25 protein-coding genes are annotated in these 24,810 nt (G+C 66.1%); 13 read left to right on the plus strand and 12 right to left on the minus strand.

Features of this window, described 5'->3' with window-relative positions:
• Positions 1-68: 68 nt before the first annotated feature.
• The gene (locus tag ABD678_RS13085; RefSeq protein ID WP_344757488.1) at positions 69-1,118 is read left to right on the plus strand and encodes a glycosyltransferase family 2 protein; all 1,050 of its coding nucleotides are present in this window, start codon (positions 69-71) and stop codon (positions 1,116-1,118) included.
• 22 nt (positions 1,119-1,140) lie between these two features.
• On the opposite strand, the gene ABD678_RS13090 is transcribed toward ABD678_RS13085, so the two are convergent.
• From ABD678_RS13090 to ABD678_RS13105, 4 genes are read right to left on the minus strand one after another with little or no spacing between them, the layout of a single operon-like run.
• A complete protein-coding gene (locus ABD678_RS13090) occupies positions 1,141-1,482 on the minus strand; it encodes a TfoX/Sxy family protein (protein WP_344757490.1) in 342 nt (113 codons plus the stop codon).
• Positions 1,483-1,535: 53 nt separating this feature from the next.
• Positions 1,536-1,967, minus strand: a complete 432-nt coding sequence (locus ABD678_RS13095; protein ID WP_344757492.1) for a hypothetical protein — start codon at positions 1,965-1,967, stop codon at positions 1,536-1,538.
• Between the two features lies 1 nt (position 1,968).
• Entirely contained in the window at positions 1,969-3,492 is a 1,524-nt protein-coding gene (locus tag ABD678_RS13100) for a CDP-glycerol glycerophosphotransferase family protein (RefSeq protein ID WP_344757494.1), read from the minus strand.
• Positions 3,489-4,718, minus strand: coding sequence for a CDP-glycerol glycerophosphotransferase family protein (locus ABD678_RS13105; protein ID WP_344757496.1), 1,230 nt, complete (start codon positions 4,716-4,718; stop codon positions 3,489-3,491). Before ABD678_RS13105 ends, ABD678_RS13100 begins: the two co-directional genes overlap by 4 nt.
• Before the next feature lie 109 nt (positions 4,719-4,827).
• Between ABD678_RS13105 and ABD678_RS13110 the strand changes: the two genes are divergently transcribed.
• Positions 4,828-6,129 carry a CDP-glycerol glycerophosphotransferase family protein gene (locus ABD678_RS13110; RefSeq protein ID WP_344757498.1) on the plus strand — a complete coding sequence of 434 codons (1,302 nt, stop codon included), beginning with the start codon at positions 4,828-4,830 and terminating at the stop codon, positions 6,127-6,129.
• A 69-nt stretch (positions 6,130-6,198) separates the two neighbouring features.
• Positions 6,199-7,500 (plus strand): CDP-glycerol glycerophosphotransferase family protein, encoded by a 1,302-nt coding sequence (locus ABD678_RS13115; protein WP_344757500.1) that lies wholly within the window; start codon positions 6,199-6,201, stop codon positions 7,498-7,500.
• On the opposite strand, the gene ABD678_RS13120 is transcribed toward ABD678_RS13115, so the two are convergent.
• From ABD678_RS13120 to ABD678_RS13130, 3 genes are all read right to left on the minus strand, one after another.
• Positions 7,440-8,291, minus strand: a complete 852-nt coding sequence (locus ABD678_RS13120; protein ID WP_344757502.1) for a hypothetical protein — start codon at positions 8,289-8,291, stop codon at positions 7,440-7,442. The genes ABD678_RS13115 and ABD678_RS13120 overlap by 61 nt on opposite strands.
• A 94-nt stretch (positions 8,292-8,385) precedes the next feature.
• Positions 8,386-11,322, minus strand: a complete 2,937-nt coding sequence (locus tag ABD678_RS13125) for a DEAD/DEAH box helicase family protein (RefSeq protein WP_344757504.1) — start codon at positions 11,320-11,322, stop codon at positions 8,386-8,388.
• Positions 11,319-13,226, minus strand: a complete 1,908-nt coding sequence (locus ABD678_RS13130) for a DNA methyltransferase (protein WP_344757506.1) — start codon at positions 13,224-13,226, stop codon at positions 11,319-11,321. The genes ABD678_RS13125 and ABD678_RS13130 overlap by 4 nt, the downstream gene beginning before the upstream one ends.
• 113 nt (positions 13,227-13,339) lie before the next feature.
• Between ABD678_RS13130 and ABD678_RS13135 the strand changes: the two genes are divergently transcribed.
• A complete protein-coding gene (locus ABD678_RS13135) occupies positions 13,340-13,642 on the plus strand; it encodes a helix-turn-helix domain-containing protein (protein WP_344757508.1) in 303 nt (100 codons plus the stop codon).
• On the opposite strand, the gene ABD678_RS13140 is transcribed toward ABD678_RS13135, so the two are convergent.
• The gene (locus ABD678_RS13140; protein WP_344757510.1) at positions 13,639-13,932 is read right to left on the minus strand and encodes a hypothetical protein; all 294 of its coding nucleotides are present in this window, start codon (positions 13,930-13,932) and stop codon (positions 13,639-13,641) included. The genes ABD678_RS13135 and ABD678_RS13140 overlap by 4 nt on opposite strands.
• Positions 13,933-14,072: 140 nt before the next feature.
• On the opposite strand from ABD678_RS13140, the gene ABD678_RS13145 reads away from it, so the two are divergent.
• On the plus strand, positions 14,073-14,300 hold the full coding sequence (locus ABD678_RS13145; protein WP_344757512.1) for a ribbon-helix-helix domain-containing protein: 228 nt from the start codon (positions 14,073-14,075) through the stop codon (positions 14,298-14,300).
• Positions 14,297-14,647, plus strand: coding sequence for a type II toxin-antitoxin system PemK/MazF family toxin (locus ABD678_RS13150; RefSeq protein ID WP_344757514.1), 351 nt, complete (start codon positions 14,297-14,299; stop codon positions 14,645-14,647). The genes ABD678_RS13145 and ABD678_RS13150 overlap by 4 nt, the downstream gene beginning before the upstream one ends.
• A gap of 5 nt (positions 14,648-14,652) precedes the next feature.
• Here ABD678_RS13150 and ABD678_RS13155 read toward each other — a convergent pair whose 3' ends face one another.
• The 3 genes from ABD678_RS13155 to ABD678_RS13165 form a co-directional block, all read right to left on the minus strand.
• The gene (locus tag ABD678_RS13155; protein WP_344757516.1) at positions 14,653-15,486 is read right to left on the minus strand and encodes an ABC transporter ATP-binding protein; all 834 of its coding nucleotides are present in this window, start codon (positions 15,484-15,486) and stop codon (positions 14,653-14,655) included.
• Positions 15,486-16,286, minus strand: coding sequence for an ABC transporter permease (locus tag ABD678_RS13160; RefSeq protein WP_344757518.1), 801 nt, complete (start codon positions 16,284-16,286; stop codon positions 15,486-15,488). The genes ABD678_RS13155 and ABD678_RS13160 overlap by 1 nt, the downstream gene beginning before the upstream one ends.
• Before the next feature lie 70 nt (positions 16,287-16,356).
• Positions 16,357-17,049, minus strand: coding sequence for a phosphocholine cytidylyltransferase family protein (locus ABD678_RS13165; protein ID WP_344757520.1), 693 nt, complete (start codon positions 17,047-17,049; stop codon positions 16,357-16,359).
• A 203-nt stretch (positions 17,050-17,252) separates the two neighbouring features.
• On the opposite strand from ABD678_RS13165, the gene ABD678_RS13170 reads away from it, so the two are divergent.
• The 3 genes from ABD678_RS13170 to ABD678_RS13180 all read left to right on the plus strand — a co-directional run bounded on the left by ABD678_RS13170 (position 17,253) and on the right by ABD678_RS13180 (position 20,065).
• Positions 17,253-18,161 carry an ABC transporter ATP-binding protein gene (locus ABD678_RS13170; RefSeq protein WP_344757522.1) on the plus strand — a complete coding sequence of 303 codons (909 nt, stop codon included), beginning with the start codon at positions 17,253-17,255 and terminating at the stop codon, positions 18,159-18,161.
• A complete protein-coding gene (locus ABD678_RS13175) occupies positions 18,137-19,711 on the plus strand; it encodes a hypothetical protein (RefSeq protein WP_344757524.1) in 1,575 nt (524 codons plus the stop codon). Before ABD678_RS13170 ends, ABD678_RS13175 begins: the two co-directional genes overlap by 25 nt.
• Positions 19,712-19,798: 87 nt before the next feature.
• Complete coding sequence (locus tag ABD678_RS13180; RefSeq protein ID WP_344757526.1) at positions 19,799-20,065, plus strand: DUF3039 domain-containing protein; 267 nt, start codon at positions 19,799-19,801, stop codon at positions 20,063-20,065.
• Between the two features lie 193 nt (positions 20,066-20,258).
• On the opposite strand, the gene ABD678_RS13185 is transcribed toward ABD678_RS13180, so the two are convergent.
• Positions 20,259-21,524 carry a nicotinate phosphoribosyltransferase gene (locus ABD678_RS13185; protein WP_425561995.1) on the minus strand — a complete coding sequence of 422 codons (1,266 nt, stop codon included), beginning with the start codon at positions 21,522-21,524 and terminating at the stop codon, positions 20,259-20,261.
• A 75-nt stretch (positions 21,525-21,599) separates the two neighbouring features.
• On the opposite strand from ABD678_RS13185, the gene murI reads away from it, so the two are divergent.
• Genes murI through ABD678_RS13205 form a run of 4 tightly spaced genes read left to right on the plus strand, consistent with a single transcriptional unit; the run spans position 21,600 to position 24,789 of the window.
• Entirely contained in the window at positions 21,600-22,445 is an 846-nt protein-coding gene (gene murI, locus ABD678_RS13190) for a glutamate racemase (protein WP_344757530.1), read from the plus strand.
• Position 22,446: 1 nt separating this feature from the next.
• Positions 22,447-23,214, plus strand: a complete 768-nt coding sequence (gene rph / locus ABD678_RS13195) for a ribonuclease PH (protein ID WP_344757532.1) — start codon at positions 22,447-22,449, stop codon at positions 23,212-23,214.
• Positions 23,211-23,816 (plus strand): RdgB/HAM1 family non-canonical purine NTP pyrophosphatase, encoded by a 606-nt coding sequence (gene rdgB / locus ABD678_RS13200; protein WP_344757534.1) that lies wholly within the window; start codon positions 23,211-23,213, stop codon positions 23,814-23,816. Before rph ends, rdgB begins: the two co-directional genes overlap by 4 nt.
• Before the next feature lie 28 nt (positions 23,817-23,844).
• The gene (locus ABD678_RS13205) at positions 23,845-24,789 is read left to right on the plus strand and encodes a cation diffusion facilitator family transporter (RefSeq protein WP_425561992.1); all 945 of its coding nucleotides are present in this window, start codon (positions 23,845-23,847) and stop codon (positions 24,787-24,789) included.
• Positions 24,790-24,810: the final 21 nt, after the last annotated feature.

Below are 24,810 nucleotides of genomic sequence, written 5' to 3' on the forward strand. Positions count from 1 at the left end.
CGTCCCGAGCGCGGCGCATCACGAAGGGAGCCAGCAGGATTCCCGCCCTGGTCTGCCATAGTTGACGCATGGCTGAACAGGACGATCCGCACCCCGCGGTCTCCTACGTGATGCCCGTGCTCAACGAGGCCGGTTACATCGAAACCGCCATCCGTTCCGTGCTCGACCAGGACTACGTCGGCGACAAGGAACTCGTCGTCGCCCTCGGCCCCTCGAACGACGGGACCACCGAAGTGGTCACCGCGCTCGCAGCCGCCGACCCCCGCATCCGCACCGTCCCCAACCCGGATGCCGACATCCCGGCCGGCCTGAACCGCGCCATCCGCGCGAGCGCGAATCCGATCGTCGTGCGGGTGGATGCGCACTCAGAGCTCGAGCCCGGCTACACTGCGGCGGCCGTCGCCACCCTGCGGCGCACCGGCGCCGCGAACGTGGGCGGGGTCATGTTCGCGAGGGGGAAGACCGCGTTCCAGAAAGCGGTCGCCCGCGCCTACAACAGTCCTTTCGGGCTGGGCGGCGCCCGCTACCACGGCGGTGCGAAGGAGGGTGCGGCCGAGTCCGCGTACCTCGGGGTGTTCCGGCGCGAGGCGCTCGAGAGGGCGGGGCTCTTCGACGAGACGATCCGCCGCGGGGAGGACTGGGAGCTCAACCTGCGCATCCGCTGGGGTGGGGACACGGTGTGGTTCGACCCGGAACTCAAGGTCACCTACTGGCCGCGGGAGAACTGGCCGAAGCTGGCGAGACAGTTCTTCGCGACCGGCGTCTGGCGAGCAGAGCTCGTGCGCCGTTACGGCGGCCGCAACCCGTGGCGGTTCTTCGCGCCCCCGCTCCTCGTGCTCTCGCTTGCGGCAAGCGTGGTCATCGGGATCCTGCAGCTGACCGGTGTGCTGCACGGTCGGCTGGGCCTCGTGGCGAGCGCGGTCTATCTCGCGCCCATCCTCTACCTGCTGCTCGTGCTGTGGGTCGCCCTCACCCAGGATGCCGTGAAGCCCTGGCGCGACCGCTGGCTGTTCCTCGTCGTGCTGCCCACCATGCACGTGAGTTGGGGTGCCGGGTTCATCGTGGGGCTCATCCGCGGCGCCCGCGGTATCAACGACACCTCCCGCACCGAGATCTGACGGTCAACGGGTTGCCGCGCGCTCAACCAGCGGGCTTGGCCGGCTTGGCGCGCTTGGGTTTCGGCGCCGGCAGGACATCCGCCGTGCGCTGGACGAGGTCCTGCAGCCACTCGCGGTTCTCGAGCCGATCGCCGGGTACCGCGTAGTACAGTTTCGAGCCGGGGTAGGCGGGGGCGAGGGTTTCGGGTCCGAGTGCCTCTTCAGCCACCGCCGTCGGTTTCATGAACACGGTGTCGTCGCAGATGAACGCGACGGTCTTGTCGTCGCAGTAGAGCGCGTACTCGCCGAACATCGACCTCGCTCGCACCGGCAGCGGGTCGAGTTGGTCGAGCACGTACTCGACGGTCTCCTTGCGTGTGGCCATGCGCACACGATACCGCTCGCGGCCGTCGCGGACAGGTGGCCTGCCGCACAGGCCTAGCGGAACGGGTTGACTGCGACGAGCTCGTCGGTCCGGCACTCCGCGGGGACCTGGTTGGAGTACGAGGCGCTGTCCTGCGTGTAGTACACGCCGCCGCCCGTGAACTCGTCGCCCAGGCTGAGCGTTCCCCAGCCGGGGATCGAGATCTGCTCGGTGCCCTCGACGATGCTCGTTCCGGGTGGGAACACCGTCGTGAAGGTCGCACCCTCCCTCGTCAGCCCGAAGCAGGTATCGCCGACGAGGACGAATGTGCCCTCCACGCCGGCATCCGGGTACGCCCCGACCGCTCTCTCCTGCGCGAGCAGCACATGCCCGCTCTCGCTCGTCTGGGTGATGAGGCCCGCGCCCTGCGCGCATCCGGTGAGTATCGCGACCGCGCCGATCACGGCAAGCGACGCGACCGCGGCCGTCGTCCGCCGATGCCGCATGTCAGATCACACCCTCCCGGATGAGCCGGGCGACCACGCGCTCGGCCGCGTGCCCGTCGTCGCGAGGGTTGAAGCGCTCGCGCCAGGCCGCGTACTTCGCAGCGTACTCCGCCTGCACGGCATCCGGATGCCGCACCAGCTCGATGAGTTCGCTCGCGTCCTGGGCGACCGGCCCCGGCGCGACCGGCAGCAGGTCGAAGTAGAAGCCGCGCAGCACCTGGCGGTACCGGTCGAGGTCGGGCGTGAAGAAGTAGATCGGCTTGCCGGTCACGCTGAAGTCGAACATGACGCTCGAGTAGTCGGTCACGAGGGCGTCGGCCGCGAGGAAGAGGTCGGAGACGTCCGGGTAGCTCGTGACGTCGATGACGCCGCCGGCGCGCACGTCCTCGCCGGGCTGGAGGGTGCGGGAATGCCCGCGGATGAGCGTGACCCAACCTGCCCCGAGCTGCTCGGTGAAGTGCGAGACGTCGAGGTGGTCGACGTGGTCGGGCCGGTCGTCGCGCCAGGTCGGCGCGTAGAGCAGCACGCGCGCGCCATCCGGAACACCCAGCCGCCTCCGAATGGCGGCGGAGTCACCGCCCACGAGCACGTCGTCGCGCGGGTAGCCCTCCTCCCAGATCGGTCCGAGATAGGCGTAGGCGCGGCGGAAGATCCGCTTCGCGTAGTCGTTCTGGGCGAGCAGGATGTCCCAGCGCGAGCGCTCCCGCAGCGTCGCGAGCGCGGTGCGCAGCCCCGGGCGCCTGCGGGAGAGGGCGAGCTTCTTGAGCATCGTGCCGTGCCAGGTCTGCAGCACCTTCTGGTGGGGTCGTTTGCGGTACCGGTTGCGCAGCCAGTCGTTGACGACGATGAGCCGCGCTGCCGCGCGCACCCGCCACCACTCGGCGCTGCCCTCGATGAGCGGGATCGAGCCTTCCGGCACGGCGACCGAGGCATCCGCCACCCCCCAGTACCGGACGAGGTCGGGCCGCGCGACCGCGATCGCGCGATCGAGGGCGAGCGGGTTGCAGGACGCGTTCTGCCCGTAGAAGCTCTCGAAGAAGACCGCGTCGAGCGGTTCGGGTCGCGCCGCGCGGTAGGCCGCCTCGAGCCGCCCCTGGTTCTCACCGCCGTGCTCGTCGTCGGCGAGCGGAGGGGTGAAGACGACCGCGACCTCGCCTTCGGAGACCCGGAATGCGATGCGGAAGAGCCCCGGTACGAGCCGCGCCTCGGGCACCACGGCGTCGATCGCGCTGATGGCGACGGCATCCGCGCTCTGGCCGCCGTCGATGACAAGTCGATAGCTTCCGGATGGCGGAGCCAGTGCCGGCCCACCCCATCGGCTCGCCCGCAGCGGTACGGTCGCGTGCCATCCGGATTCGTCTGTCGAGACGACCCCGGGCATCCGCAATCGCGGCCCGACGAGCTCGAGCGACTCGGGGGCGCTGCCCGGCCCCCGCAGTTCGAGCACAGGCACGCCGGACCCGGCGGCATCCCCGAGCGCGATCGACTCGATCGTGAGCGTGCGCGATGACGATGCTGCGGTCATGCCTGCCCTCCCAATCGGGTGAGGAGTTCTGCGTACACTCTCTCAGTGTTGCGGCCGTCACGGTACTCGTGGTGGGTTGCGGCGAGGTGAACGGCGTGCCCGGCGAGCCGGTCGAGTGCGACCGGGTCTACGAGGAGGGCGAGCAGCCCGGCCCAGGTGGCGACCTCGTTGCCGCCACTGAACTCGCGATACGGCTCGTAGAGCCCGCGCGTGGCCGCGTAGTTTTCGGCGTCCGGCGCGAGGAAGGCGGTCGGGCGGCCGAGCAGCGCGAAGTCGAACGCGATCGACGAGTAGTCGGTCACGAGCACGTCGACGGCGGAGAGCACAGGGTTGATGTCGTTCTGCACGTCGGCGGACAGCATCCGGATGCGGGAGGAGACCGCCGCCCCGGTGCGATAGTCGCCGACCCCGTGCGGATGCGGTCGCAGCACGAGCACGCTGTCGTTCGCCTCGAGGAACGCGGCGATCGCCTCCCACTCCGCCGCGGTCGGGACGACCGGGTCGGCGTCGCCGTCTCGCCAGGTCGGGGCGAAGAGGATGATCCGCGCACTGCCGTAGTCGCCGATGCCGTCGGCGAGCAGCGCGCGCGTCGGGCCCGACGGCTCGAGCACGACGTCGTCGCGCGGGTCGCCGGTCACGACCACTCGCTCGGCCGGGAGCCCGAAGGCGCTGCGCAGCCGCACCGCGGAGACTTCCGAGGCGGCCGGGACGAGCCCGAGACGCGCGGTGTTCTTCCGGTAGAGCGCACGCAGCATCCGGGCGGGGAGCGCGCCGCGGAAGGTTGCGGGGGAGTCGAGCTGGATTCTCTTGAGGGGGATGCCGTGCCAGAGCTGCACGATGAACGCGCCGTGCGTTCCGAAGCGGTTGGCGTCGCCGAGGCCGTGCGTGACGACGATGACGCGGGCGCGCAGCGTCATCCGGAAGCCTCGCCAGCCGGACCGCAGTACCGCCGTCAGCCCGAGCTCGCCCGCCCGCACCAGTTCATCGCGGTCGCGCGCGAGCCAGACGAGTCGCAGGGCTGGGTCGGCCGCGCGCGCGTGCCGATACAACGCGAGCGCGCCCTCTCCGATGCCTGAGCCGCATGCGAACACCCAGAGTGCGTCACGACGCCGCACGAATACGCTCGCCAGGCGCCCGAAAGCGTAGAGCGGCAGTGAGAGAAGCGTCGTCGCGTTCCCTCTGGCGAAGGTGAAGCTGGGCACCGGGCGGTCGCGCTCTTTCGTCATGGAAGTGTGTCGGGGCGAGCCTAGCAGCGCCGGATGTGCGCAGTATCGGCTGGGTAACGGTCGGTTCTGCCGCCCGGCCGAGAGCATCCGGTGCTGCTTTAATCGGCTGGTGGCCATCCTGACCGATCTCAAGTCCGCTCGGCGCATCGTTCGCAACCTCGTTCGGTCGCGCAGGACTCGACGTGAGCTCGCCCGGCGGCTTGCCAGTGTGCCCGAACCGGCACTCGACAGCATCCGGATCGCCGTCTATTTCGCGGACACGACGGTCAATCTCTACCAGATCCGGCAGTGGTACGCGCCTCTCGCGGAGCTCAATGCGACCTGGCCGGTGGCGATCGTCACGCGCTCGCCTGGTGCGACGCTCGCGATGCTCGACGAGTCGCCGGTGCCGGTGATCTACCGGCGCAAGGTAGTCGACCTCGAGCAGTTCGTCACCGATCAGGGCCTGCACATCGTGTTCTACGTGAACCAGAACACCAAGAATTTTCAGATGTTCCGGTACGGGCGCATGTGGCACGTCTTCGTCAACCACGGCGAGAGCGACAAGATGTACATGACGACGAACCAGTTCAAGGCCTACGACTACAGCTTCATCGCGGGTGAGGCTGCGCGCGAGCGGCTCGGCCGCAAGCTGTGGGGTTTCGACCTGGAGTCGCGCACGTTCATGATCGGTCGCCCGCAGGCCGACCATTTCGCGGGTGAGCTGCCCTACACCCCGGATGACCGGACGGTCGTGCTCTACGCCCCCACCTGGGAGGGCGACAGGGAGGCCGCCGCGTACGGTTCGGTCGTATCGCACGGCGTGACCATCGTGAAGGCGCTCCTGGCGACAGGAAAGCACAGGGTCATCTACCGACCGCACCCACGCAGCGGGATCGTCGACGAGGAGTACAAGCGCGCGAACGAGGCGATCATCTCGGCGATCGCATCGGCGAACGCGCGAGATCGTTCAGCGCATCACATCTACGATGACGGCAAATCGCTGGGCTGGCAACTCGCGGCGGCGGATGTCGCCATCACGGATGTCTCGGCTATGGTCTATGACCGTTTGGCGGTGGGCAAGCCGCTCATCATCGCGCGCCCGGCGAACCCCAGCGCTGAAGTGGACTCAGAAGGATACCTCGGTGCGGCGGAGTGGCTGGATGCTGCCGACACTGCCGACATCGTCGGTTTCGTCGAGCGGGTGCGCAATAGTCCCGAGGCTCGCGAGCGGCTTGAGTTCTGGGTCTCGCGTCATTTCGGTGACACGACGGCGGGGGAGGCCACGCGGCGGTTCCACGCGGCCGTTGAAACGCTCATGGACGAGTGGGATCGGCACGCCGAACTTCATGTCGGCGACCGGCGCGTGCGCGAGTCGGACCCGTTCGACGGCGAGGACGACGACGAGGACGACCCTTCGAGCGTGGATTGAGGTAGTGGTTCCCGAGCCGTTCAGCGTGCTCTCAGCGGTATCCAAACTTCGCTGCCTAGCCTCGCTCGCGTGCCTCTTGCAACTGACTTGCGCACGGCTAAGCGCATCCTTGGCAATGCGTGGCGATCGCGGCGGGCACGAAACCGCCTGGCGTCGGTGCAGGGTGAGCTGGAGCATCCGGCGCGGGGTTCGGTGAGGATCGTGCTCTACTTCGCCGACCCGAAGGTCAACCTCTACCAGCTGAGGCAGTGGTACCAGCCGCTCGTCGAGTTATCGAAGACCTGGCCCGTGGTGGTGGTCTCCCGGTCGCCGAGCTCGATGCTGCGGCTGATCGAGGAGAGCCCGCTCCCGGTCGTCTACCTGCGCAAGATCGTCGACTTCGAGAATTTCCTCGCCGAGCAGGACATCCGGATCGTGCTCTACGTGAACCAGAATGTCAAGAACTTCCAGTCGATGCGGTACGGACGCATGTGGCACGTCTTCATCAACCACGGTGAGAGCGACAAGGCGTATATGGCGAGCAACCAGTACAAGGCCTACGACTATGCCATGGTCGCCGGCGACGCCGCCCTCGAGCGGCTGAGCCATGCGCTCTGGGACTACGACGTGAGCAAGCGCGCACTCGTCATCGGACGTCCGCAGGCCGACTACTTCACCGGCGAACTGCCTTACACACCGGATGATCGGGTCACCGTGCTCTACGCGCCGACCTGGGAGGGTGACCGGGGTTCGATGAGCTACGGCTCGGTGCTGACCCACGGTCTTGCGATCGCGCGCAGCCTCCTCGCCGACTCGCGCTTCCGGCTCATCTATCGCCCGCATCCGAGGAGTGGGGTCACGAACCCCGAGTACCGGCAGGCCAACGAGCAGATCATCGGCATGATCGCCGCCGCCAACGCGCGGGACTCACGGGCGCAGCATGTCTTCGACGAGAACCCGGCGATCGGCTGGCAGCTGGGGTCGACGGATGTCGCGATCACCGACATCTCAGCGATGGTCTACGACCGGCTGGCGACCGGGAAGCCGCTCATCGTCACCAGGCCGTCATCGCCCGAAGCCCAGGTGGAGACGGACGGCTACCTCGGTTCGGCGGAGTGGCTGGACGCGGACGCCGCCCCGGATGTCATCGCTCAGGTCGAGCGCGTGCGCGGCGACGCGGAGGCGCTCGAGCGGCTGCAGCACTGGGTGAAGTACCACTTCGGCGACACGACTCCCGGGGCGGCGACAGGGCGGTTCCATGGTGCCGTCCAGCACCTCATGGGGGAATGGGAGCAGCACGCGGCGATCCACCTCGCCGACAAGCGGGTCGGTCAGTTCGATGTGCTGGACGGCGACGAGGACGACGAGGACGAGGCGCCCGGCGCCGACTGATCGGCGTCCCGCCGGTCAGCCGGCGATCGTCGCGAAGGACGCACCGTGATGACCCGCGCCCTTCGGGGCCGCGGTTCCAGCTCGGCCGGGAAGGCATCCGGGACGGGCCCGAACGCGACCCGCGAACTCGTGACGACCTTGCGTCCGAGCAGGTGGTTGGCGGTTCCGCCGACGACGGCGCCGATGCCGAAGGGCAGGATGCGGCCGACGGCGCCGGTCGTCGTGTTGCGGGCGAAACGGCGCAGGAAGGCTTTCCGCATCCGGTCGGCGATCTGCCCGACGAAGGCCTGCGGAACGTTCCTGCCGATGACATCGCCCCAGAACCTGGTCTGGGGCACCCCTGTGCCGGTGGCCTGCGCGGCGAGGTTTCGCACGAGGTCGGCGCCGGAGGTTCCGAGCATCATGGCCATGACGATCGTGCGGGCGCGATCCGGGTCGGTGACGGCGATGCCGTGCACTTCAGTGACCGATTGCGCGAAGAGCGCGGTCGTCTCGAGGAAGCCCGCGGTTTCGACGCCGGTGAGCACGAGGCTCACGCCCGTGCCGACCCCTGGCACGACCGCGACGGCACCGACCCCGGCCCCGCCGGTCGTGACGGCGGTGAGGTAGCGTCGTTCGAGGATCTGGATGACGCGCGCCGGGGAGGCATCCGGATGCCGCCGGCGGATGCCACGGATGTGCGCGAGCACGACGAACCGCTGGGTCGTGAGCAGCCGGTCGAAGCCTTTGACGGCCATCGGATGCTGCGCCGCCTGGGCGGGATCGATGCGGGCGGGTTCGATCGCCTTCACGCTGCCGCCTCTCGTCCGGGAGACCAATCATATGCGGTGCCTGTATCCGCTCCCTGAGGAGCCGCTGCGGGTGGTGGCCCGTGGTCCCAATCTTTTAGAACATCGTCGGCTGTGCCGCAGACTCCGTGTGGGCGATACGTGCCTGAGCGAGAAGCTCAGATGCTCGAGCGCCCTTGTCCCGCCAGGACTTCACTGTCTCCTCCCCGAGTAGCACGTAATACCAGTCACGTTCACTACGGAGATCTGGAGCGAGTTCGTTGATCTGGTCAACCCACGCGAGAGCAGCTCGCTTCTTGCGCTTGACGTTCTCGTCGCTGATTGCGGACTGCGCCTTGGTCTCGACGATATAGATCGCGTTCTCCGTTCGCACGAGGAAGTCGGGCGAGTACTGGGCCGGCATTCCATCGGCTTTGAGATACGGCCGACGCAGGAACAGGTGGGCGTATTCGTCGATCTTTATGAGCGCCTCCACCTTGCTGTCGATATCTGCCCACTCGATGAAGAGGCGCTCGAGGCCGCCCGATCGGGCTGCAACCCGAAGCTTGGGGAAAATGCATTTCGTAACCTCGACCGCTGTGCTGGCCCGCACCTTGATCGAAGTCACCTCCGACGTGCTCCGCGTTTCGACGACAGCGTCGCTGACCTGTAGGGATTCCTGTGCCTCTACCAGTGCCGTTGAGAACGTGCCAGCGATCTCCGCCGAGACATCTCCGACCAGAAGTACGCGCCAGTTCTCATCCTCGAAGGGGTCGAATACCTGGCCGAACAGCCGCTTGCGGATGTAGCGATCGATCCAGCCGGCGATGATCGCCTTATGCGTCTGCATGATCGGATACTTCGACATGCTGTTGTATTGCTGCTGGGTCGCGACGAACGTGCGACCGATGGCCTCGGTGATTCTCGTCGTGATGCGCGAGAGGTAGTCGTTGTACCCCGTTGCTGTCATGACACCACCGTCGACGCGGTAGTCGCCGTATTGAGTTCCGGTCTGCAAGTCATTGGACGAGAATCGTTCGCCGCTTCCGATCGTCGGCAGCAGGTCTGCGAGAGGGAATTTGCTTACCGGGAGTGTGAGCGGGTCGATACTCGGGCTCTTGAGCTCGTCCTCCGCGTCGCGAAGGACGATAGGGATCTCGAAGTCGTACTCCGGCCATCCATCTCGCAACGGCACGACTTCGATGTCTCCAGTGGGGGAGGTGCTATCGCTGTCCCCATCGACGACAACTGCATAGCCTCCATCGAGGAGTTCCTTGTAGAAGGCCTCGAAGGCGGGATGTTCGACAATGAAGAGCACGTCGAAGAAGCTATTCGGCTCCTTATGGGCCCGGATGAGTTCGCGGGTCTCCCGCTTCTGGTCCTCGATCGCCTCGTCCCCGCGCCACATGAGCCTTAGGCCACGGCCGATTGTCTGCTCGAGCAGGATTCCCGACTGGCTCGACCTTAGGGGCACGATGACGCAGATGTTGTTGACGTCGAAACCTTCACGCAGCATGAGCACGCTGACGATCACTTTCGGTGCGACGCGATGATCGATGTCGAATAGCTTTTCGCGAACGGGTTCCCACTCCTTGAGCCCGAGGTCGGCCTTGCGGCCGCTGTCGACCTGGAGAACGTCATCCTCGCTGAGACCGCACTCCATAAGGAACTCGATGACGAAAGGGGACACCTTGGTGTCCTCGGTCATGATCAGGAGTTTTGGATGCTTTGACGGGTCGGTCTCCTCGAAACTTCGCTCGAGAATCTGCAGCTTCTTGAGCCCCGCACGGATCATCGTGCGCTGACCCTCGGAGAGTCCGATGATGACATTGTTCTCGTCGCGGTCGACACTGAAGTCGAGCGGCAAAGTCGCGACCTCTTTACGCTTGTCGAGCGTGAGGGCCTTGACGAGCCCCTGCTGCATCGCGGCGAAGAGCGGAAAGTCGGTCACGATGTGCGGGAAGTACTTCTTGCCCTTCTTTGCTCCGGTGCCTGTCTCGTTGTAGGGAGTCGCAGAGAAGTCGAATTGCACGAACCGGCGACCCTTGGGCTCGGCGATCGCGCTCAGGCTTTTCTGCCATTCGACCTCGGTCTGCTCCTCGCCCTTCTTGAGGCTGTGGATGTGGTGGGCTTCGTCGTTGAAGACGACCAAGTCCGGCAGGTCGATAAGCGATTGCAGGGGACCACCACGCAGGTAACGGCGGTCGAGAACGTCGAGGGAGTTGCCGGATGCTGTCCCCGGCGTGAGCGGGAAGAAACTGTTGATCGCCTCCGCAGCATCAATGTCGGCGCCGGGCGCCTCCACATCGTCTTCCTCTTCATCGACGAAATCCGGGTCCTCCGCACCGGTCAGCAGATGCCAGTTGGTGATGGCGACCATACCGCCGCCGGTAACTTTGCTGCCGATCTCCTTCTTCGTCACCACCGAGGATTGCAGGAAGGCGAAGAGCGATTTCTCATACGTCGGTGGGACGAAGAGCTCGCGTTGCGCGTAGATGTCGCTAGTCGCGAACTCGCGATTGCCGTTGACGAGCTTGCCCTGGAAGGAGTCGAGCAACCGGTCGTAGACGATGAGCCCGGGTGCGACTATGAGGAAGTTGCTGCTAAAGCGCTCATCGGCGGGGTTAGCTCGATTGTTGAGATGCTGCCAGATGAGCAAGGCGTTGAGCACCCAGGTCTTGCCGGTACCGGTCGCCATTTTTGCCGCATATTTCGGATGCCCGTGCCGTTCTGCTGAGACCTCACCGAGAATGCCGTCACCAAGCAGAGCTTCTGGAGCCACCTTCTCGTACAGGTCCAGGACGGAGGTTGTGCCGAGCACTTCGTGGGCGTAGACGATCGCGAGGATGGCGTCGCGCTGGCCGGAATGGAAGTTGGCCTGCCGGATGGTCCGATAGTCCTCTTGGAACCACCATCGCAGCAACTCCGCTGTAGTGGGAGTGACCTGTCCGATGAAATCGTTCGGCACTCCTGCCTCGATGGCGAGCCGGTCGTCGTTGATCCTGAGGAAGAGGCCATCAGCGAGTGGAAAAGTTTCGGTGGTGAGTACGCTCATCTTGCAACCTCGCCGATGTCCATAACGACCTCAGACTCGAACCCAAAGACATCGACCGCGCGAATGCAGAACTTTCGGGTGCCCGCCTTCTTTGGCGTGGTGACCGTGGCAGTGGTCACGACTCGCAGAGGGTCGTCATCGTTCGCGGTATTGCCGCGGTAGTCCTGCCAGGTCGAGCGGAATAGTTCGCCATCGTAATCGGGGTCGATTGCCCAGTATTCGATCAGAGCGAGGGGCTCCCGGTTCATGACCTCGAGAACCTTGTCGCGATCCTCGGGTTTGAGGCTGATTGCTTCCGGGGAGAGGAGAACGTAATTGTCGAGTCTGACAGTGATCTCATCAGACCCTTCTCCTGGATAAATGCCGACGAGGCTCGCTTCCAGATATTGGAGCGTGGAGAACTTGATCGATCCGGCGAGTTTCTCTTTTCCCTTCTTCTTGAGCCGATCGATGAGGTCGGGTGGGATGACGCGGACCTCAAGCCGATCGTCGTTGAGGTCGGCGATCTGCTGCCCGATCCCTGCCGGGAAGTTCCAGCCGAGCACAATGACTTTTGCGAATCCGCCCATCTTCGTGTCACGGAAGGACTGCGCCTTGCGCAGGGTTGTCAAAGTCGTCAGCTTGGATGGACTGTCGGCGAGCACGAGCGTCTTGTCCTCGGGTAAACGGCCGAGCGAGCCGTTGACGTTCTCCTCGGGCGGGAGTGGTAGCGCGCCATATAGGCCCAGGATCGTCTGGGCGAGTTCGCCGACGCGGAACTTGCGACCGAACACACTCCGCGCCTGCTCGACCTGATAGTCACCGATCTCTTGATAGAGGAATGGTTTGGCATCCTGGTCGATCAGGCGCTTGCGGGTGATCATGATGGCTGGTTTACCGAGATCAGCTGCAACCCAGCGGCGACCAAGCCTCTCTGCCACTGCGCAGGTTGTCCCTGAGCCGACGAAGAAGTCGGCTACAAGCATCTCGGGTGACGTGTACGACTTGATTATCCGCTCAAGGAGAGCGACTGGTTTTTGAGTTGCGTAGTTGACGCGTTCCTTGGATTGAGAATTCTCGTAAGGAATGTCCCAAACATCGTTGGGAATCATGCCGGACTCGGGATAGTAGACTCTCCACTTTCCGGCATCAAAGCGCTTCCGGCATCGACGGCCCTGATCATCAAAGTCACGAAAATGGGATTCGATGTACTCCTGACTGTAGGGAACTCGCGCATCCGTTTCGTTGAAGAACCTGTCTTCCGACTTGCTATAGACGAAGAGTGTGTCGTGCTTCTGCGCGAAGCGGTCCGTCGGCCGGCCGAGCGTTGAATAATGCCAAATGACCTCATTCGTTAGTCGCGGTCGACCGAAAACTTCGTCGAGAACCATTTTCACGTAGTGACCAACATGCCAGTCGATGTGGATACAAATGGAGCCTGATCCGGCTAGCAGTTCGCGGAGGAGAATTAGTCGGGGGACGATCATGCGCAAATATGAGGCTGTGCCTTCGGCCCACGTATCCGAGTACGCGAACTGCTCCATGGCGGTGGGGCGTTGTTCGACATCAACATCCGGGAGAGTGATAGAGGTCCGGTAGTCGGCCTTCGAGTCGAACGGCGGATCTATGTAGATGAGGTCGATTTTGCCGCGCATGCTCGGTGTGTCCTCGTCACCCGCGAGCAGCGCGGCCATAGCAAGTAAATTGTCGCCGTAGATGAGCCGGTTGGGAGAGTCAGAGCCCGCAGTATCTTCCAGTTCGAGTGACTTCACGTCCAATTCGGAGGTGCTCCGATTGGGGACGACGAACTCGCGAGTCTGCAGTGATACGCGCTGCTCTCCTTCAAGTTGCTCCAAAATCTGCGCCGCCTGGCGCTTACCTTCGGCGACGATCTTCGGCAACTGCTCAAGCAGGGACTTGCTCATTCGGGCGATTCCTCACGATTAGTGGCCACAAACATTGCTTTTCTCTATAAGGCATAAAAACATGAGGTTCTGACACTGTGGATACTATCGCCCGGGGCGCGTAGTCATGAGTGATGGCCGAACCGCACTCCGTCGCCGCCCGCATGCTGGGTGAGCGCGTTCGGCACCAGCGCAACGAACTCGGGCTCAGCCAGGAGGACATGGCCGACCTCGCCGGCATGCATTGGACGAACTGGGGCAAGATCGAGCGCGGGCAGGCGAACCCGAGCCTCACGACGATCGTGCGGATGGCCGGCGTGCTCGACATCGACCCCGCTGAGCTCGTGAGCGGTCTCGGTCTCGCTCAGCTGCCCCAACGCAAGCATCAGCTCACGGCCGCGGACCTCATCCGCGAGCGCACCCGGCGCAGCGGTTAGAAACTCACCCGCCAGAGATATTGCTCGCCGGATGGACGGAACCAGCGGACCACGACGATCGTGTTGCGAGCGGGGTTGTCGACTCGCATGGCAAACGTCAGTGACTGCCCTGAGAGTAGTCGTCTTGGTCCGTCCGAAAGCATGAGCCCCGACCCGAGCAGGGTTAGCGTGATCGCGCGAACTGGCTCGCTGCCGACGTTCGTGAGTTCATAGCGTGGTGCCCGGGATCGGTCGATCCTGAACGGCACCGCATACGCGGCGGTCGGGCGATCATCGAGGTGTCGGTCCATGTTTGCACGGTAGGAGAGGCATCCGACGACCCCCGGTCATTCTGTGGAGAACGCGGATGCGCGCATCCTGTGCGGGAGTAGAGACCCTGCCCGCAAGGCACCATGGTCATACCATAGTCATACCGTGGTAGCATGATGTTATGAAACTCAGCGTGAGCCTCCCCGCGGACGACGTCGAGTTCCTCGACGAGGAGACTCGTGCCGGTCGATACGACTCCCGCTCCGCAGCGCTCAAGGCCGCCGTCACCGTGCTTCGTCAAGCCGCGATCACCGACTCCTATGCGGAGGCCTGGGATGAGTGGGAGCAGTCGGGGGATGACGCGCTCTGGGATTCCGTGGCCTCCGACGGCCTCACCAACGCCTCGTGATCGAGCGGGGGCAGATCTACCTTGCCTCACTCGACCCTGCCGTCGGGTCCGAACAGGGCAAAGTCCGCCCCGTGGTCATCGTGAGCAACAACGCCGCGAATGACTCTGCGAGTCGGCGAGGCAGGGGAGTGGTCACAGTGGTGCCGATCACGAGCAACGTACGTGCTGTCTATCCCTTTCAAGTCCTGCTTGCGAAAGAACAGACCGGCCTGCCGGCGCACTCCAAGGCCCAAGCGGAGCAGGTTCGCTCGATCAGCACGGACCGGCTTGTGAGACCGATTGCACGACTCACCACCGAGCTCATGGGCCGACTGGACGACGCCCTCCGGCTTCACCTGTCGCTGTAGAGCGACTACTGCGTGACCAGCCCGTAGTCCGCGTTGTAGCGGTCGAGCACCTCGGCGATCGGGGCGTCCAGCTCGAGGCAGCCCTTGTCGAGGTAGAGTCCGCGCGTGCAGAACCGCTTGAGGTCGCGCTCGTTGTGCGAGACGAAGAACAGGGTGCGCCCGCCCGCGAGCAGTTCCTCGATGCGGCGGTAGCACTTCTCGCGGAACGCCTTGTCGCCGACGGCGAGCACCTCGTCCACGAGCAGGATCGGCTCCTCGAGCCGTGAGATGACCGAGAACGCGAGTCGCACCTTCATGCCGCTCGACAGGTGTTTGTACGGGGTGTCCAGGAAGTCGCCGATCTCCGCGAAGTCGATGATCTCGGCGAACCGCGCGGCGATCTCGTCCCGCTTCATCCCGTGCAGGCCCGCCATGAGGTTCACGTTGTCCCGCACCGTGAGGTCCTCGACGAACCCTCCGGTGATCTCGATGAGCGGCGCCACGCCCGCGTGCACTCGCACCGAGCCCTCATCCGGCAGAAGCACCCCGGTGACGAGCTTGAGCAGCGTCGACTTGCCTTGACCGTTGCGCCCCACAACGCCGATCGCCTCGCCGCGGGCGACCGAGAAGGTCACGTTGCGCAGCGCCCAGAACTCGCTCGGGCGGATGCGGCGGTTGCGCCCCGCGAACAGGTCCTTGAAACTGCGGCGCGAGCGTCGATTGCGGCGGAAGCGGATGCCGACATCCTCGACTTCGATCACGGGCGGGGTCTCGACAGGCTCGACCGGAGAATTCGGCTCGACCGGAGAGGCGGGATTTCTCGGATTGAGCTTGTCGAAATCTGAGTGCTCGACGGCCATCAGATCTCCTTCAGCACGGAGCGCTCCGTGCGGCGGAAGACGAGCATCCCGAGCCCCAGGATCACAAGGCTCATGGCGGCGCTCACGACGACCGCAAACCAGTCGAGTTGATCGGGGAAGAACGCGCCCCGGTAGAGCGAGAAGATGCCGGCCAGCGGATTGAATGCTGCCAGCTGCTCAAGGCCGAGATCGCGCAGATCCGGGAGCCCGTAGATGATCGGGCTCGCATAGAACAGGAACCGAAGGATGAGCTTGATCGCCCTCTCGAGGTCGCGGAAGAACACCACGAGCGGCGCGATGATGAGGCCGAGCCCGATCGTGAGCACGAACTGGATGACGATCGCGAGCGGGAAGAACACCGCCTCCCAGTACAGCGGCGCGCCGAACAGGATGGCGAACAACGCCAGAACGGGGATGCTCGCCAGGAACTCGATGCCCTTCGAGAGCACGAGCCGGTTCACCCAGATCGTGCGCGGGATCTTCGTCGACCGGATGAGGCGCGCCTCGCGCAGGAACGCTCGCGTGCAGTCGCCGATCGCACCGTTGAACCACATCCACGGCAGGAGGGCTGTGAGCAGGAACACGATGTACGGCTGCTGGCCCACCGTGCGGTCGAAGACCTGCGTGAAGACGAACCAGTAGATGGCCGCCATGACAAGCGGGTCGAGGATCGACCAGAAGTACCCGAGCACCGAGGTCGAGTAGCGCACTCGAAGGTCGCGCACGGTGAGCAGCCACAGCGAGTGCCGGTAGCGGTCGACGGGCGACCAGATCGGGCGTGCGGGAGCGGTGGTGGGCACGACGTCTATCGTAGGGTCTCGCCGCGCTCATCGGTCTCGACAGGCTCGACCCGAGAGGGCGTCAAGCCGGTCACACGAAGAGGTTCGCGCGCTCCAGGTCCTCGGCGAAGTCGATCTCGACCGCGTAGAGGTCCGAGATGTCCATCGGCTCGACGCGCAGGCCGTCCTCCTCGATCGCGAGCTCGAGGCCGCGCTCGAAGTAGTCCTGGTCGTTCACCCGGGCGAGCTGGCGCACGAGGGCCGCCTTGCCGTCGCGGGAGACGAAGTTGATGCCGACAGCCTCGCCGAGTCCGCCCGTGACCGTCTTGGAGAGTTCGCGGATGTAGCCTTCGGCATCCGTCGTGTACTTGACCTCCTCATCCGAGACCTTCGCGGTGTTGACCGAGACGAAGGACTGGTCGCGCGCAACCAGCTGCGCCGCCCGCTCGAGGGCTTCGGGATCGAAGACGACGTCACCGTTCATCCAGAGCACCCCGCCCGGCGTGGACGCCCGCAGCGCGCGAAGCAGGCTCTTGGAGGTGTTGGTCTGGTCGTATTGCTCGTTGTAGACGAAGGAGGCGTCCGGGAACGCCTCGATGACGTGCTCGAGCTTGTAGCCGACGACGATCGTGACCTTCGCGTTGTTGCCGAAGGCGTAACGGATGTTGTCGAACTGCTGCTGCATGATGGTGCGGCCGTCGCTCAGCTCGGTGAGCGGCTTCGGCAATGAGCGACCGAGACGGCTGCCCATACCGGCAGCCAGGATGACGATCTGCGTGCTCACAATGACTCCTTGAGTGTCTAAAAGGTGCCGCACCGTTAACCTGATGGTCGACCCGCGGCAGGGTTTCCGACACTTCGTTGTGCTCTCACAACTTTATCGGCGGCTCCGACGGTCCCAGCGGAATCCCAGAGTCTTGTTCCCAATTCGTGATGATGACTCCTCAGGGGTCTTCGGGCCTGCCTGTGATTGGTACGGTGGACTTCGTGCCCAACGCCGAGACGATCCTCTCAAGGTTCGACGACCTCATCGCCAAGCTGGAGGCCGACTCCGCGAAGGAGAAACGCGGGATCCAGGCGGCGCGGCGCAAAGCCCAGCAGGAACTGCGCAAACAGGAGCGGGAGACCGCCGAACGCGAGCAGGTGCTGCACGTCGAGGGGCTCGTCAAGCACTACGGCGACACTGTCGCGGTCGACGGCATCGACCTCGCCGTCGAGTCGGGCACGATCTTCGGCATCGTCGGCCCGAACGGTGCAGGTAAGACGACGACGCTCTCCATGGTTACAGGCCTGCTGCGCCCGGATGCCGGAACCGTCACGGTGCATGGTGCCAACGTCTGGAAGGACCCGGCGGCCGCCAAGCGTCAGATGGGCGTGCTCCCGGACCGCCTGCGCCTGTTCGACCGGCTCACCGGCAACCAGCTCCTCTATTACGCGGGCGTACTGCGCGGCCTGCCCCCGGCGACGGTGCGCGAGCGGATGGCGCAACTGTCGACCACCTTCGGCCTCGACGACGCCCTCACCCGTCTCGCCGCCGACTACTCGGCGGGCATGACCAAGAAGCTCGCCCTCGCCGCGGCGCTCATCCACTCGCCGAGGCTGCTCGTGCTCGACGAGCCCTTCGAGTCGGTGGACCCCGTGTCGGCTGCGAGCATCATCGAAGTGTTGAAGAGGTATGTGGCGGCCGGCGGGACCGTCGTGCTCTCCAGTCACAGCATGGACCTCATCGAGCGGATGTGCGACTCGGTCGCGATCATCGTGGACGGGTCGGTGCTCGCATCCGGAACCGTCGACGAGGTGCGCGGCGACGGCTCCCTCGAGGAGAAGTTCGTCGAACTGGCCGGCGGCCGCAACGTGGTGGAGGGCCTGGAGTGGTTGCACAGTTTCTCGGACTGAAGCTGCGACTGCTCGGCAACCTGTTCCGGCGCAGTCCCTGGCAGGTCTTCGGCCTCATCGTGGGTCTGGCCTACGGGCTCGGCGCGGCCTTCACGGCAGTGGCGGGGCTCGTCGCGCTGCGCCTCGCCGAGGTCGGGCTGGCGCGCAGCATCGTGGTCGTGGTCGGCTCGGTCATCGTGCTCGGGTTCCTGCTCGTCCCCCTCGTCTTCGGGGCGGACGACACGATCGACCCCCGCAAGTTTTCCCTGCACGGCATTCCGAACGGCCGCCTCGCGTTCGGGCTCGCTGCGGCGGCGTTCATCGGGGTGCCGGCACTCGTCATCACCATCGTCGCGGTTGCGCAGGTCGTGACCTGGAGCCGGGGACCCGCGCCCGTGCTCTTCGCTCTCGCCTCCACCGTGCTCATCGTCGTGACCTGCATCCTCGGCTCGCGCGTGACGACGAGTATCGCCACTCTGCTGCTGGCCACTCGCCGCGCCCGTGAGGCGACCGGGCTCATCGCCCTCGTCGTGCTGAGCGCCCTCTCGCCCATCATCGCCATGATGGTCACCGTCGACTGGGAGAAGCGTGGCCTCGACGTACTCCACTCGATCGCCGAGGTCGCCGCCTGGACTCCGCTCGGCGCCGTCTGGGCCGCCCCGGCGGATGCCGCCGCCGACGACCTGGGGGCGGCATCCGCCTCGCTCGCCATCGCCTTCGGATTCGTGGTCCTGCTCGCCATCGCCTGGCGCGTGATCGTCGGCCTCATGCTCGTGACGCCGGAGCGAGCCTCGCGCATCCGGGCCTACACCGGACTCGGCTGGTTCGAGCGGGTGCCGGGCAACCCGGCCGGAGCGATCGCGGCCCGGAGCCTCAGCTATTGGGGCCGCGACATGCGATACCGCTCGGCGCTTGTGATCGTGCCGATCGTGCCCGCTGTCATGGTCGGGGCCCTCGCGGTCGCGGGGATCTCCCTGCACTATCTCGTGCTGCTGCCCGTGCCCGTCATGTGCTTCTTCCTGGCCTGGAGCACCGTGCACAACGACGTGGCCTTCGACAACACGGCAGTATGGCTGCACGTCGCCTCCAACACGGCGGGCTGGGCGGATCGGCTTGGGCGGGTTGTACCGCCTCTCGCACTCGGACTCGCCGTGATCCTCGTCGGCACACCGCTGAGCGCCTGGGGCTACGGGTCGACGGATGTCGTTCCCTCGCTTCTCGGTGCCGGCCTGTGCGTACTGCTCGTCGGCCTCGGGATCTCGAGCGTCATCTCGGCAGGATTCCCGTACCCGGCCGTGCATCCTGGCGACAGCCCGTTCGCCCAGCCGCAGTCGAGTGCGAGCGGGGCGTCCTGGGTGCAGGCGCTGTCTTTCGTCGCGGTGCTCGGAGTCGCGGCGCCGACCGGGTGGCTCGCGATACTCGGACTGCAGCACGGAGGTGGCTGGCATGTGGCGGCACTCGTCGTCGGGATCGTGACCGGCATCCTGGCTCTGGTGGGTGGCATCCTTCTCGGCGGGCGGGTCTTCGAGCGGCGCGGGCCGGAGTTGCTGGCGTTCACCGCGCGGTACTGACCACCGAGCGGTATCGGCCGCACCGTGCGGCGTCGGCCGCAACCCGGCCGCCGGGTACCGTGCCGGCCGGCGCGGTAATCTTGACGCATGACCAGCGCAGACACCGACCACACCGGCGGCGGCACGGCGACCCTCGACCGGGAGCTCGAGGAGCTCCTGAACCAGGAGCAGCTCGAGGAGGGCGACCACGAGCGCTTCTCCCACTACGTTCCGAAGGACAAGATCGTCGAGTCGGCGCTCACCGGCAAGCCCGTGCGCGCGTTGTGCGGCAAGCTCTGGACCCCGGGTCGCGATCCGGAGAAGTTCCCGGTTTGCCCGACCTGCAAAGAGATCTACGAGAAGCTGAAGAAGTAGCGGCTGGGAGCTGCCTGCCTCTCGACGTCGTCACGGGCCACTGCCCGCCACCTCCTGCACGTCGCTGGGTGCGCTGACGCTCGCGAACTGCGGCAAGTTCGTGGTGCGCGATGGTGACAACCCCGAACTTGCCGCAGTTCGTGGGCCCGGCATCCGGCCGAGCGGTAGACGGCGCCCGGGCGTCGTCAGACGGCTACTCGTACACCGTCGGGATGACCGGCTCGCCGCGGGCGAGACGGAACGCGTCAACGGGCAGTTCCGCGACGGCGACCGCGCGGTGTTCGCGGGCGAGAGCGGTCCCCGCGGCCCCGAGGTAGCGAGGGTCGGCGATCCCGTCGGTCACGAGCGGGACGAGCAGCGGCCGGCCGGCATCCGCCCGCGCGGAGGGGGCATCTGGGTCGTCCTCGACGTGCAGGACCTCGGATGTCGCGACGCCGCCCCTGAGGCTGCGCACCGGGAACTTCCTCCCGCCGACCGACAGCTTCGCCGCCGACTTCTTCGCGACCGAAACCCAGTCACCGTCGTCGCCGACGCGCGCCACCAGCTTGTAGACCATGCCGGCGGTCGGCGCCCCGGAACCGGTGACGACGGAGGTGCCGACCCCGTAGGAGTCGACCGGCGCGACCTGGAGTGCCGCGATCGCGTACTCGTCGAGGTCGCTCGTGACGGTGATCTTCGTACTCTTCGCCCCGAGCGCGTCGAGCTGCTTGCGCACGGCGGATGCCTGGCCGGGCAGGTCCCCGCTGTCGATGCGCACCGCCCCGAGCGAGGGGCCGGCCACGCGCACGGCCAGGTCGACTGCGGCGGTCACGTCGTAGGTGTCGACGAGCAGTGTCGTGCCAGGCCCGAGCGCCGCCACCTGGGCGCGGAAGGCGTCCTCCTCCGAGTCGTGCAGGAGAGTGAAGGAATGCGCTGCGGTGCCCATGGTCGGGATGCCCCAGGTGCGCCCGGCCTCGAGGTTGCTCGTGGAGCTGAAACCGGCGACGAAGGCGGCGCGGGCGGCGGCCACGGCGCCGCGTTCGGTGGCCCTGCGGGAGCCCATCTCGGCGAGTGGGCGGCCATCCGCGGCGGTCACCATGCGGCTGGCGGCGCTCGCCACGGCCGAGTCGTAGTTGAGGATGCTCAAGGACAGCGTTTCGAGCACGACCGCTTCGGCGAAGGTGCCTTCGACGACGAGGATGGGGGAGCCGGGGAAGTAGACCTCGCCCTCGCGATAGCCCCAGACGTTCCCTTTGAAGCGGTAGTCGGCGAGCCAATCGAGGGTTGCGGCGTCGACGACCTCGTTCTCGCGCAGCCAGGCGAGCTCCGCATCCCCGAATCGGAACTCGGAGAGTTGCTCGAGCAGACGTCCGGTGCCGGCCACGATGCCGTAGCGACGGCCGTTCGGCAGGTGGCGGGCGAAGACCTCGAAGATCGAGCGGCGATCCGCGGTCCCGGACTTCCTGGCCGCATCGACCATGGTGAGCTCGTAGCGGTCGGTGAGGAGTGCGCTGGTCACAGGATGAGCCTATCCCTCGCGCTAAACTCGACTCTCGTGACCGACGCACCGATTGGCATCTTCGACTCCGGCGTCGGTGGGCTCACGGTGGCCAGGGCGATCATCGACCAGCTCCCGAACGAGTCGATCGTCTACGTCGGCGACACCGCGCATTCCCCTTATGGCCCGAAGCCCATCGCCGAGGTGCGCGAATACGCCCTCGCCGTCATGGATGACCTGGTCGCCCAGGGCGTCAAGCTCCTGGTGATCGCCTGCAACACCGCGTCGGCCGCGATGCTGCGGGACGCGCGCGAGCGGTTCACCGACGGCTACGGCATCCCGGTGGTCGAGGTCATCCAGCCGGCGGTGCGCGCTGCGGTGCGCCAGACCCGCAACAACCGGGTCGGCGTGATCGGTACCGAGGGAACGATCAAGTCGAAGGCGTACGAGGATGCCTTCGCCGCAGCATCCGACCTCGAGCTGTTCACCCGGGCCTGCCCGCGTTTCGTCGAGTTGGTCGAGGCGGGGGTGACGTCGAGCCCCGAGCTGTTCCGCGTCGCCGAGGACTACCTCGCCCCACTCAAGGCGGCCAGGATCGACACGCTCGTGCTCGGCTGCACCCACTACCCGCTCATGTCGGCCGCCATCCAGTTCGTCATGGGTCGCGAGGTCACGCTCGTGTCGAGTGCCGAGGAGACCGCCTACGACGTGTTCCGCACTCTCGTCAAGCATGAGCTGCTGAGGGATGCGGCGTCGCCGCCCGAGTACCGCTTCGAGGCGACCGGCGACAGCAAGACGGAGTTCATGACCCTGGCGAGGAGGTTCCTCGGCCCGGAGGTGTCCGCCGTGCAACTGGTCGAGACGGGGACGCCGGCAACAGCAACAACAGAGGAGACCGCCTGACATGCCAGATGTCGACCGTACCGCCGCCACCATCGGATCCAGAGCAGACGGCCGCATCGCGGACGAGCTGCGCCCCGTCACGATCGAGCGCGGCTGGAGCGAGCAGGCCGAGGGCAGTGCCCTCATCTCGTTCGGGCGCACGAAGGTGCTGTGCACGGCATCCTTCACGAACGGCGTCCCGCGCTGGATGACCGGCAAGGGCAAGGGCTGGGTCACGGCCGAGTATTCGATGCTGCCGCGTTCGACGAACGAGCGCATGGACCGCGAGTCGGTCAAGGGCCGCATCGGAGGGCGCACCCACGAGATCTCGCGGCTCATCGGACGCTCACTGCGCGCCGTCGTCGACATGAAGGCGCTCGGCGAGAACACGATCGTGATCGACTGCGACGTGCTGCAGGCGGATGGCGGAACGCGCACGGCCGCGATCACCGGTGCCTATGTCGCGCTCGCCGATGCGCTCGAGTGGGGCCGCAGGAAGCAGTTCATCGGTAAGAACGCGAAGCCGCTCTTCGACAGCGTCGCGGCGGTGAGCGTCGGCATCATCGACGGCACGCCCATGCTCGACCTGGCCTACACCGAGGATGTCCGGGCCGAGACGGACATGAACGTCGTCGTCACGGGCCGTGGCCTCTTCGTCGAGGTTCAGGGCACCGCGGAGGGCACGCCCTTCGATCGTGGGGAGCTCGACGCGCTGCTCGATCTCGCGGTGGGCGGCGCGGCCACCCTCACCGGGCTGCAGGCTTCCGCACTTGCCGCGGGGCAGGCATGACGGCTGATCCCGTGAAACTCGTCCTCGCCACCCACAACTCCCACAAGGTCGAGGAGCTTCGTCGCATCCTCGGGCCGTTGCTCAAGGGGATCGACCTCGTCGGCTATGACGGTCCCGAACCGGTCGAGGACGGCGAGACGTTCGAGGAGAACGCGCTCATCAAGGCACGCGCCGCCTTCACCCACACCGGCCTACCGACGATTGCCGACGACTCGGGGATCTGCCTCGCCGCGCTCGGCGGTGCCCCCGGCATCCATTCGGCGCGCTATGCCGGTACCCGCGTCGACGCCGACAACGTCGCCCACCTGCTGGCCGAGCTCACCCGTGCGGGAGCGGATGCGCCCGCCGACCGCCGCGCCGAGTTCTGCTGCGCGGCCGCTTTCGTCACTGAAGGCTTCGAGCACGTCGAGCTCGGCGTCTGGACGGGGACGGTCCTGAGCGAGCCGACCGGCGCGAACGGTTTCGGCTACGACCCGGTGTTCCAGCCGGACGGCTACGACGTTGCCTCGGCCGAGTTGACCGCAGACGAGAAGAACGCGATCAGTCACCGCAGTCGCGCGTTCACGCAATTGCTGCCGATCGTCAGGGCGCACGTCAGCTGAGATCGACTATCATTCCCGACTGGCCAAAATGCCTGCGGGGCGCTCTCGAGCACCGTACCGTGGAGGTGTGAGCCACCACCACCATTCGAGCGCGAACCGCACGCGCCTGACGATCGTGCTCGGCATCGTCGGTGCGGTGCTCGTCATCGAGGTGGTCGGCGCGATCTTCACCGGTTCGCTCGCCCTGTTCGCGGATGCCGGCCACATGTTCTCCGACACGATCGGTCTCGCCGTGGCGCTCACCGCGACGGTCATCGCGGCCAGGCCCGCGACCGAACGGGCCACCTTCGGCTTCCAGCGCGCAGAAGTGTTCGGCGCTCTCGTCAACGGCGGGATCCTGCTCGCGGTTGCGATCGCCGTCGGCTACCAGGCGGTCACGCGTCTCGTCTATCCCGGCGATGTCGAGATCCAGAGCCTGCCCATGCTCCTCGTGGCGGCGCTCGGCCTCGCCGCCAACGTGGCCGCGGCGCTCATCCTGCGCCCGCAGGCCGGCTCATCGATCAATATGCGCGGCGCCTACCTCGAGGTGCTCGGCGACCTGCTCGGCTCGGTCGCCGCGATCGTGGCAGCCGTCGTCATTCTCACGACCGGCTTCATGCCGGCGGATGCGATCGCCTCGCTCGCGATCGCCCTCATGATCGCGCCGCGCGCCGTGTTCTTGCTGCGGGATGCGGTGCGGGTGCTGAGCGAGTCGGTGCCGGTGGACACGAGCGTGGCGGAGATTCGGGAGCATCTGCTGCAGACCCCGGGGGTCGTGGAGGTGCACGACGTCCACGTGTGGGCGATCACGTCCGGGCATCCGGTGTTCTCCGCACATGTCGTCGTCGCCGATGAGGTGTTCGCCGACCAGGACACCGGTCGGCTGCTCGACGAGCTCTCCGCCTGCCTTGCCGACCATTTCGATGTCGCCCATTCGACGTTCCAGCTCGAGCCGGAGGAGCACGCGCAGCACGAGGAGCGTTTCCACAGCTGAGCCGGGCGCAGTAGGATTTCG

The sequence above is a fragment of the Leifsonella bigeumensis genome (assembly GCF_039537265.1).
In the GTDB taxonomy this organism is placed as follows: domain Bacteria; phylum Actinomycetota; class Actinomycetes; order Actinomycetales; family Microbacteriaceae; genus Terrimesophilobacter; species Terrimesophilobacter bigeumensis.

Bases quoted from the DNA above. Each gene is read 5' to 3' on its own strand.
- ABD678_RS13085 (WP_344757488.1), top strand. From the start codon at position 69: ATGGCTGAACAGGACGATCCGCACCCCGCGGTCTCCTACGTGATGCCC.
- ABD678_RS13090 (WP_344757490.1), bottom strand. From the start codon at position 1,482: ATGGCCACACGCAAGGAGACCGTCGAGTACGTGCTCGACCAACTCGAC.
- ABD678_RS13095 (WP_344757492.1), bottom strand. From the start codon at position 1,967: ATGCGGCATCGGCGGACGACGGCCGCGGTCGCGTCGCTTGCCGTGATC.
- ABD678_RS13100 (WP_344757494.1), bottom strand. From the start codon at position 3,492: ATGACCGCAGCATCGTCATCGCGCACGCTCACGATCGAGTCGATCGCG.
- ABD678_RS13105 (WP_344757496.1), bottom strand. From the start codon at position 4,718: ATGACGAAAGAGCGCGACCGCCCGGTGCCCAGCTTCACCTTCGCCAGA.
- ABD678_RS13125 (WP_344757504.1), bottom strand. From the start codon at position 11,322: ATGAGCGTACTCACCACCGAAACTTTTCCACTCGCTGATGGCCTCTTC.
- ABD678_RS13130 (WP_344757506.1), bottom strand. From the start codon at position 13,226: ATGAGCAAGTCCCTGCTTGAGCAGTTGCCGAAGATCGTCGCCGAAGGT.
- ABD678_RS13135 (WP_344757508.1), top strand. From the start codon at position 13,340: ATGGCCGAACCGCACTCCGTCGCCGCCCGCATGCTGGGTGAGCGCGTT.
- ABD678_RS13140 (WP_344757510.1), bottom strand. From the start codon at position 13,932: ATGGACCGACACCTCGATGATCGCCCGACCGCCGCGTATGCGGTGCCG.
- ABD678_RS13145 (WP_344757512.1), top strand. From the start codon at position 14,073: ATGAAACTCAGCGTGAGCCTCCCCGCGGACGACGTCGAGTTCCTCGAC.
- ABD678_RS13155 (WP_344757516.1), bottom strand. From the start codon at position 15,486: ATGGCCGTCGAGCACTCAGATTTCGACAAGCTCAATCCGAGAAATCCC.
- ABD678_RS13180 (WP_344757526.1), top strand. From the start codon at position 19,799: ATGACCAGCGCAGACACCGACCACACCGGCGGCGGCACGGCGACCCTC.
- ABD678_RS13185 (WP_425561995.1), bottom strand. From the start codon at position 21,524: ATGGTCGATGCGGCCAGGAAGTCCGGGACCGCGGATCGCCGCTCGATC.
- rph (WP_344757532.1), top strand. From the start codon at position 22,447: ATGCCAGATGTCGACCGTACCGCCGCCACCATCGGATCCAGAGCAGAC.
- rdgB (WP_344757534.1), top strand. From the start codon at position 23,211: ATGACGGCTGATCCCGTGAAACTCGTCCTCGCCACCCACAACTCCCAC.
- ABD678_RS13205 (WP_425561992.1), top strand. From the start codon at position 23,845: ATGCCTGCGGGGCGCTCTCGAGCACCGTACCGTGGAGGTGTGAGCCAC.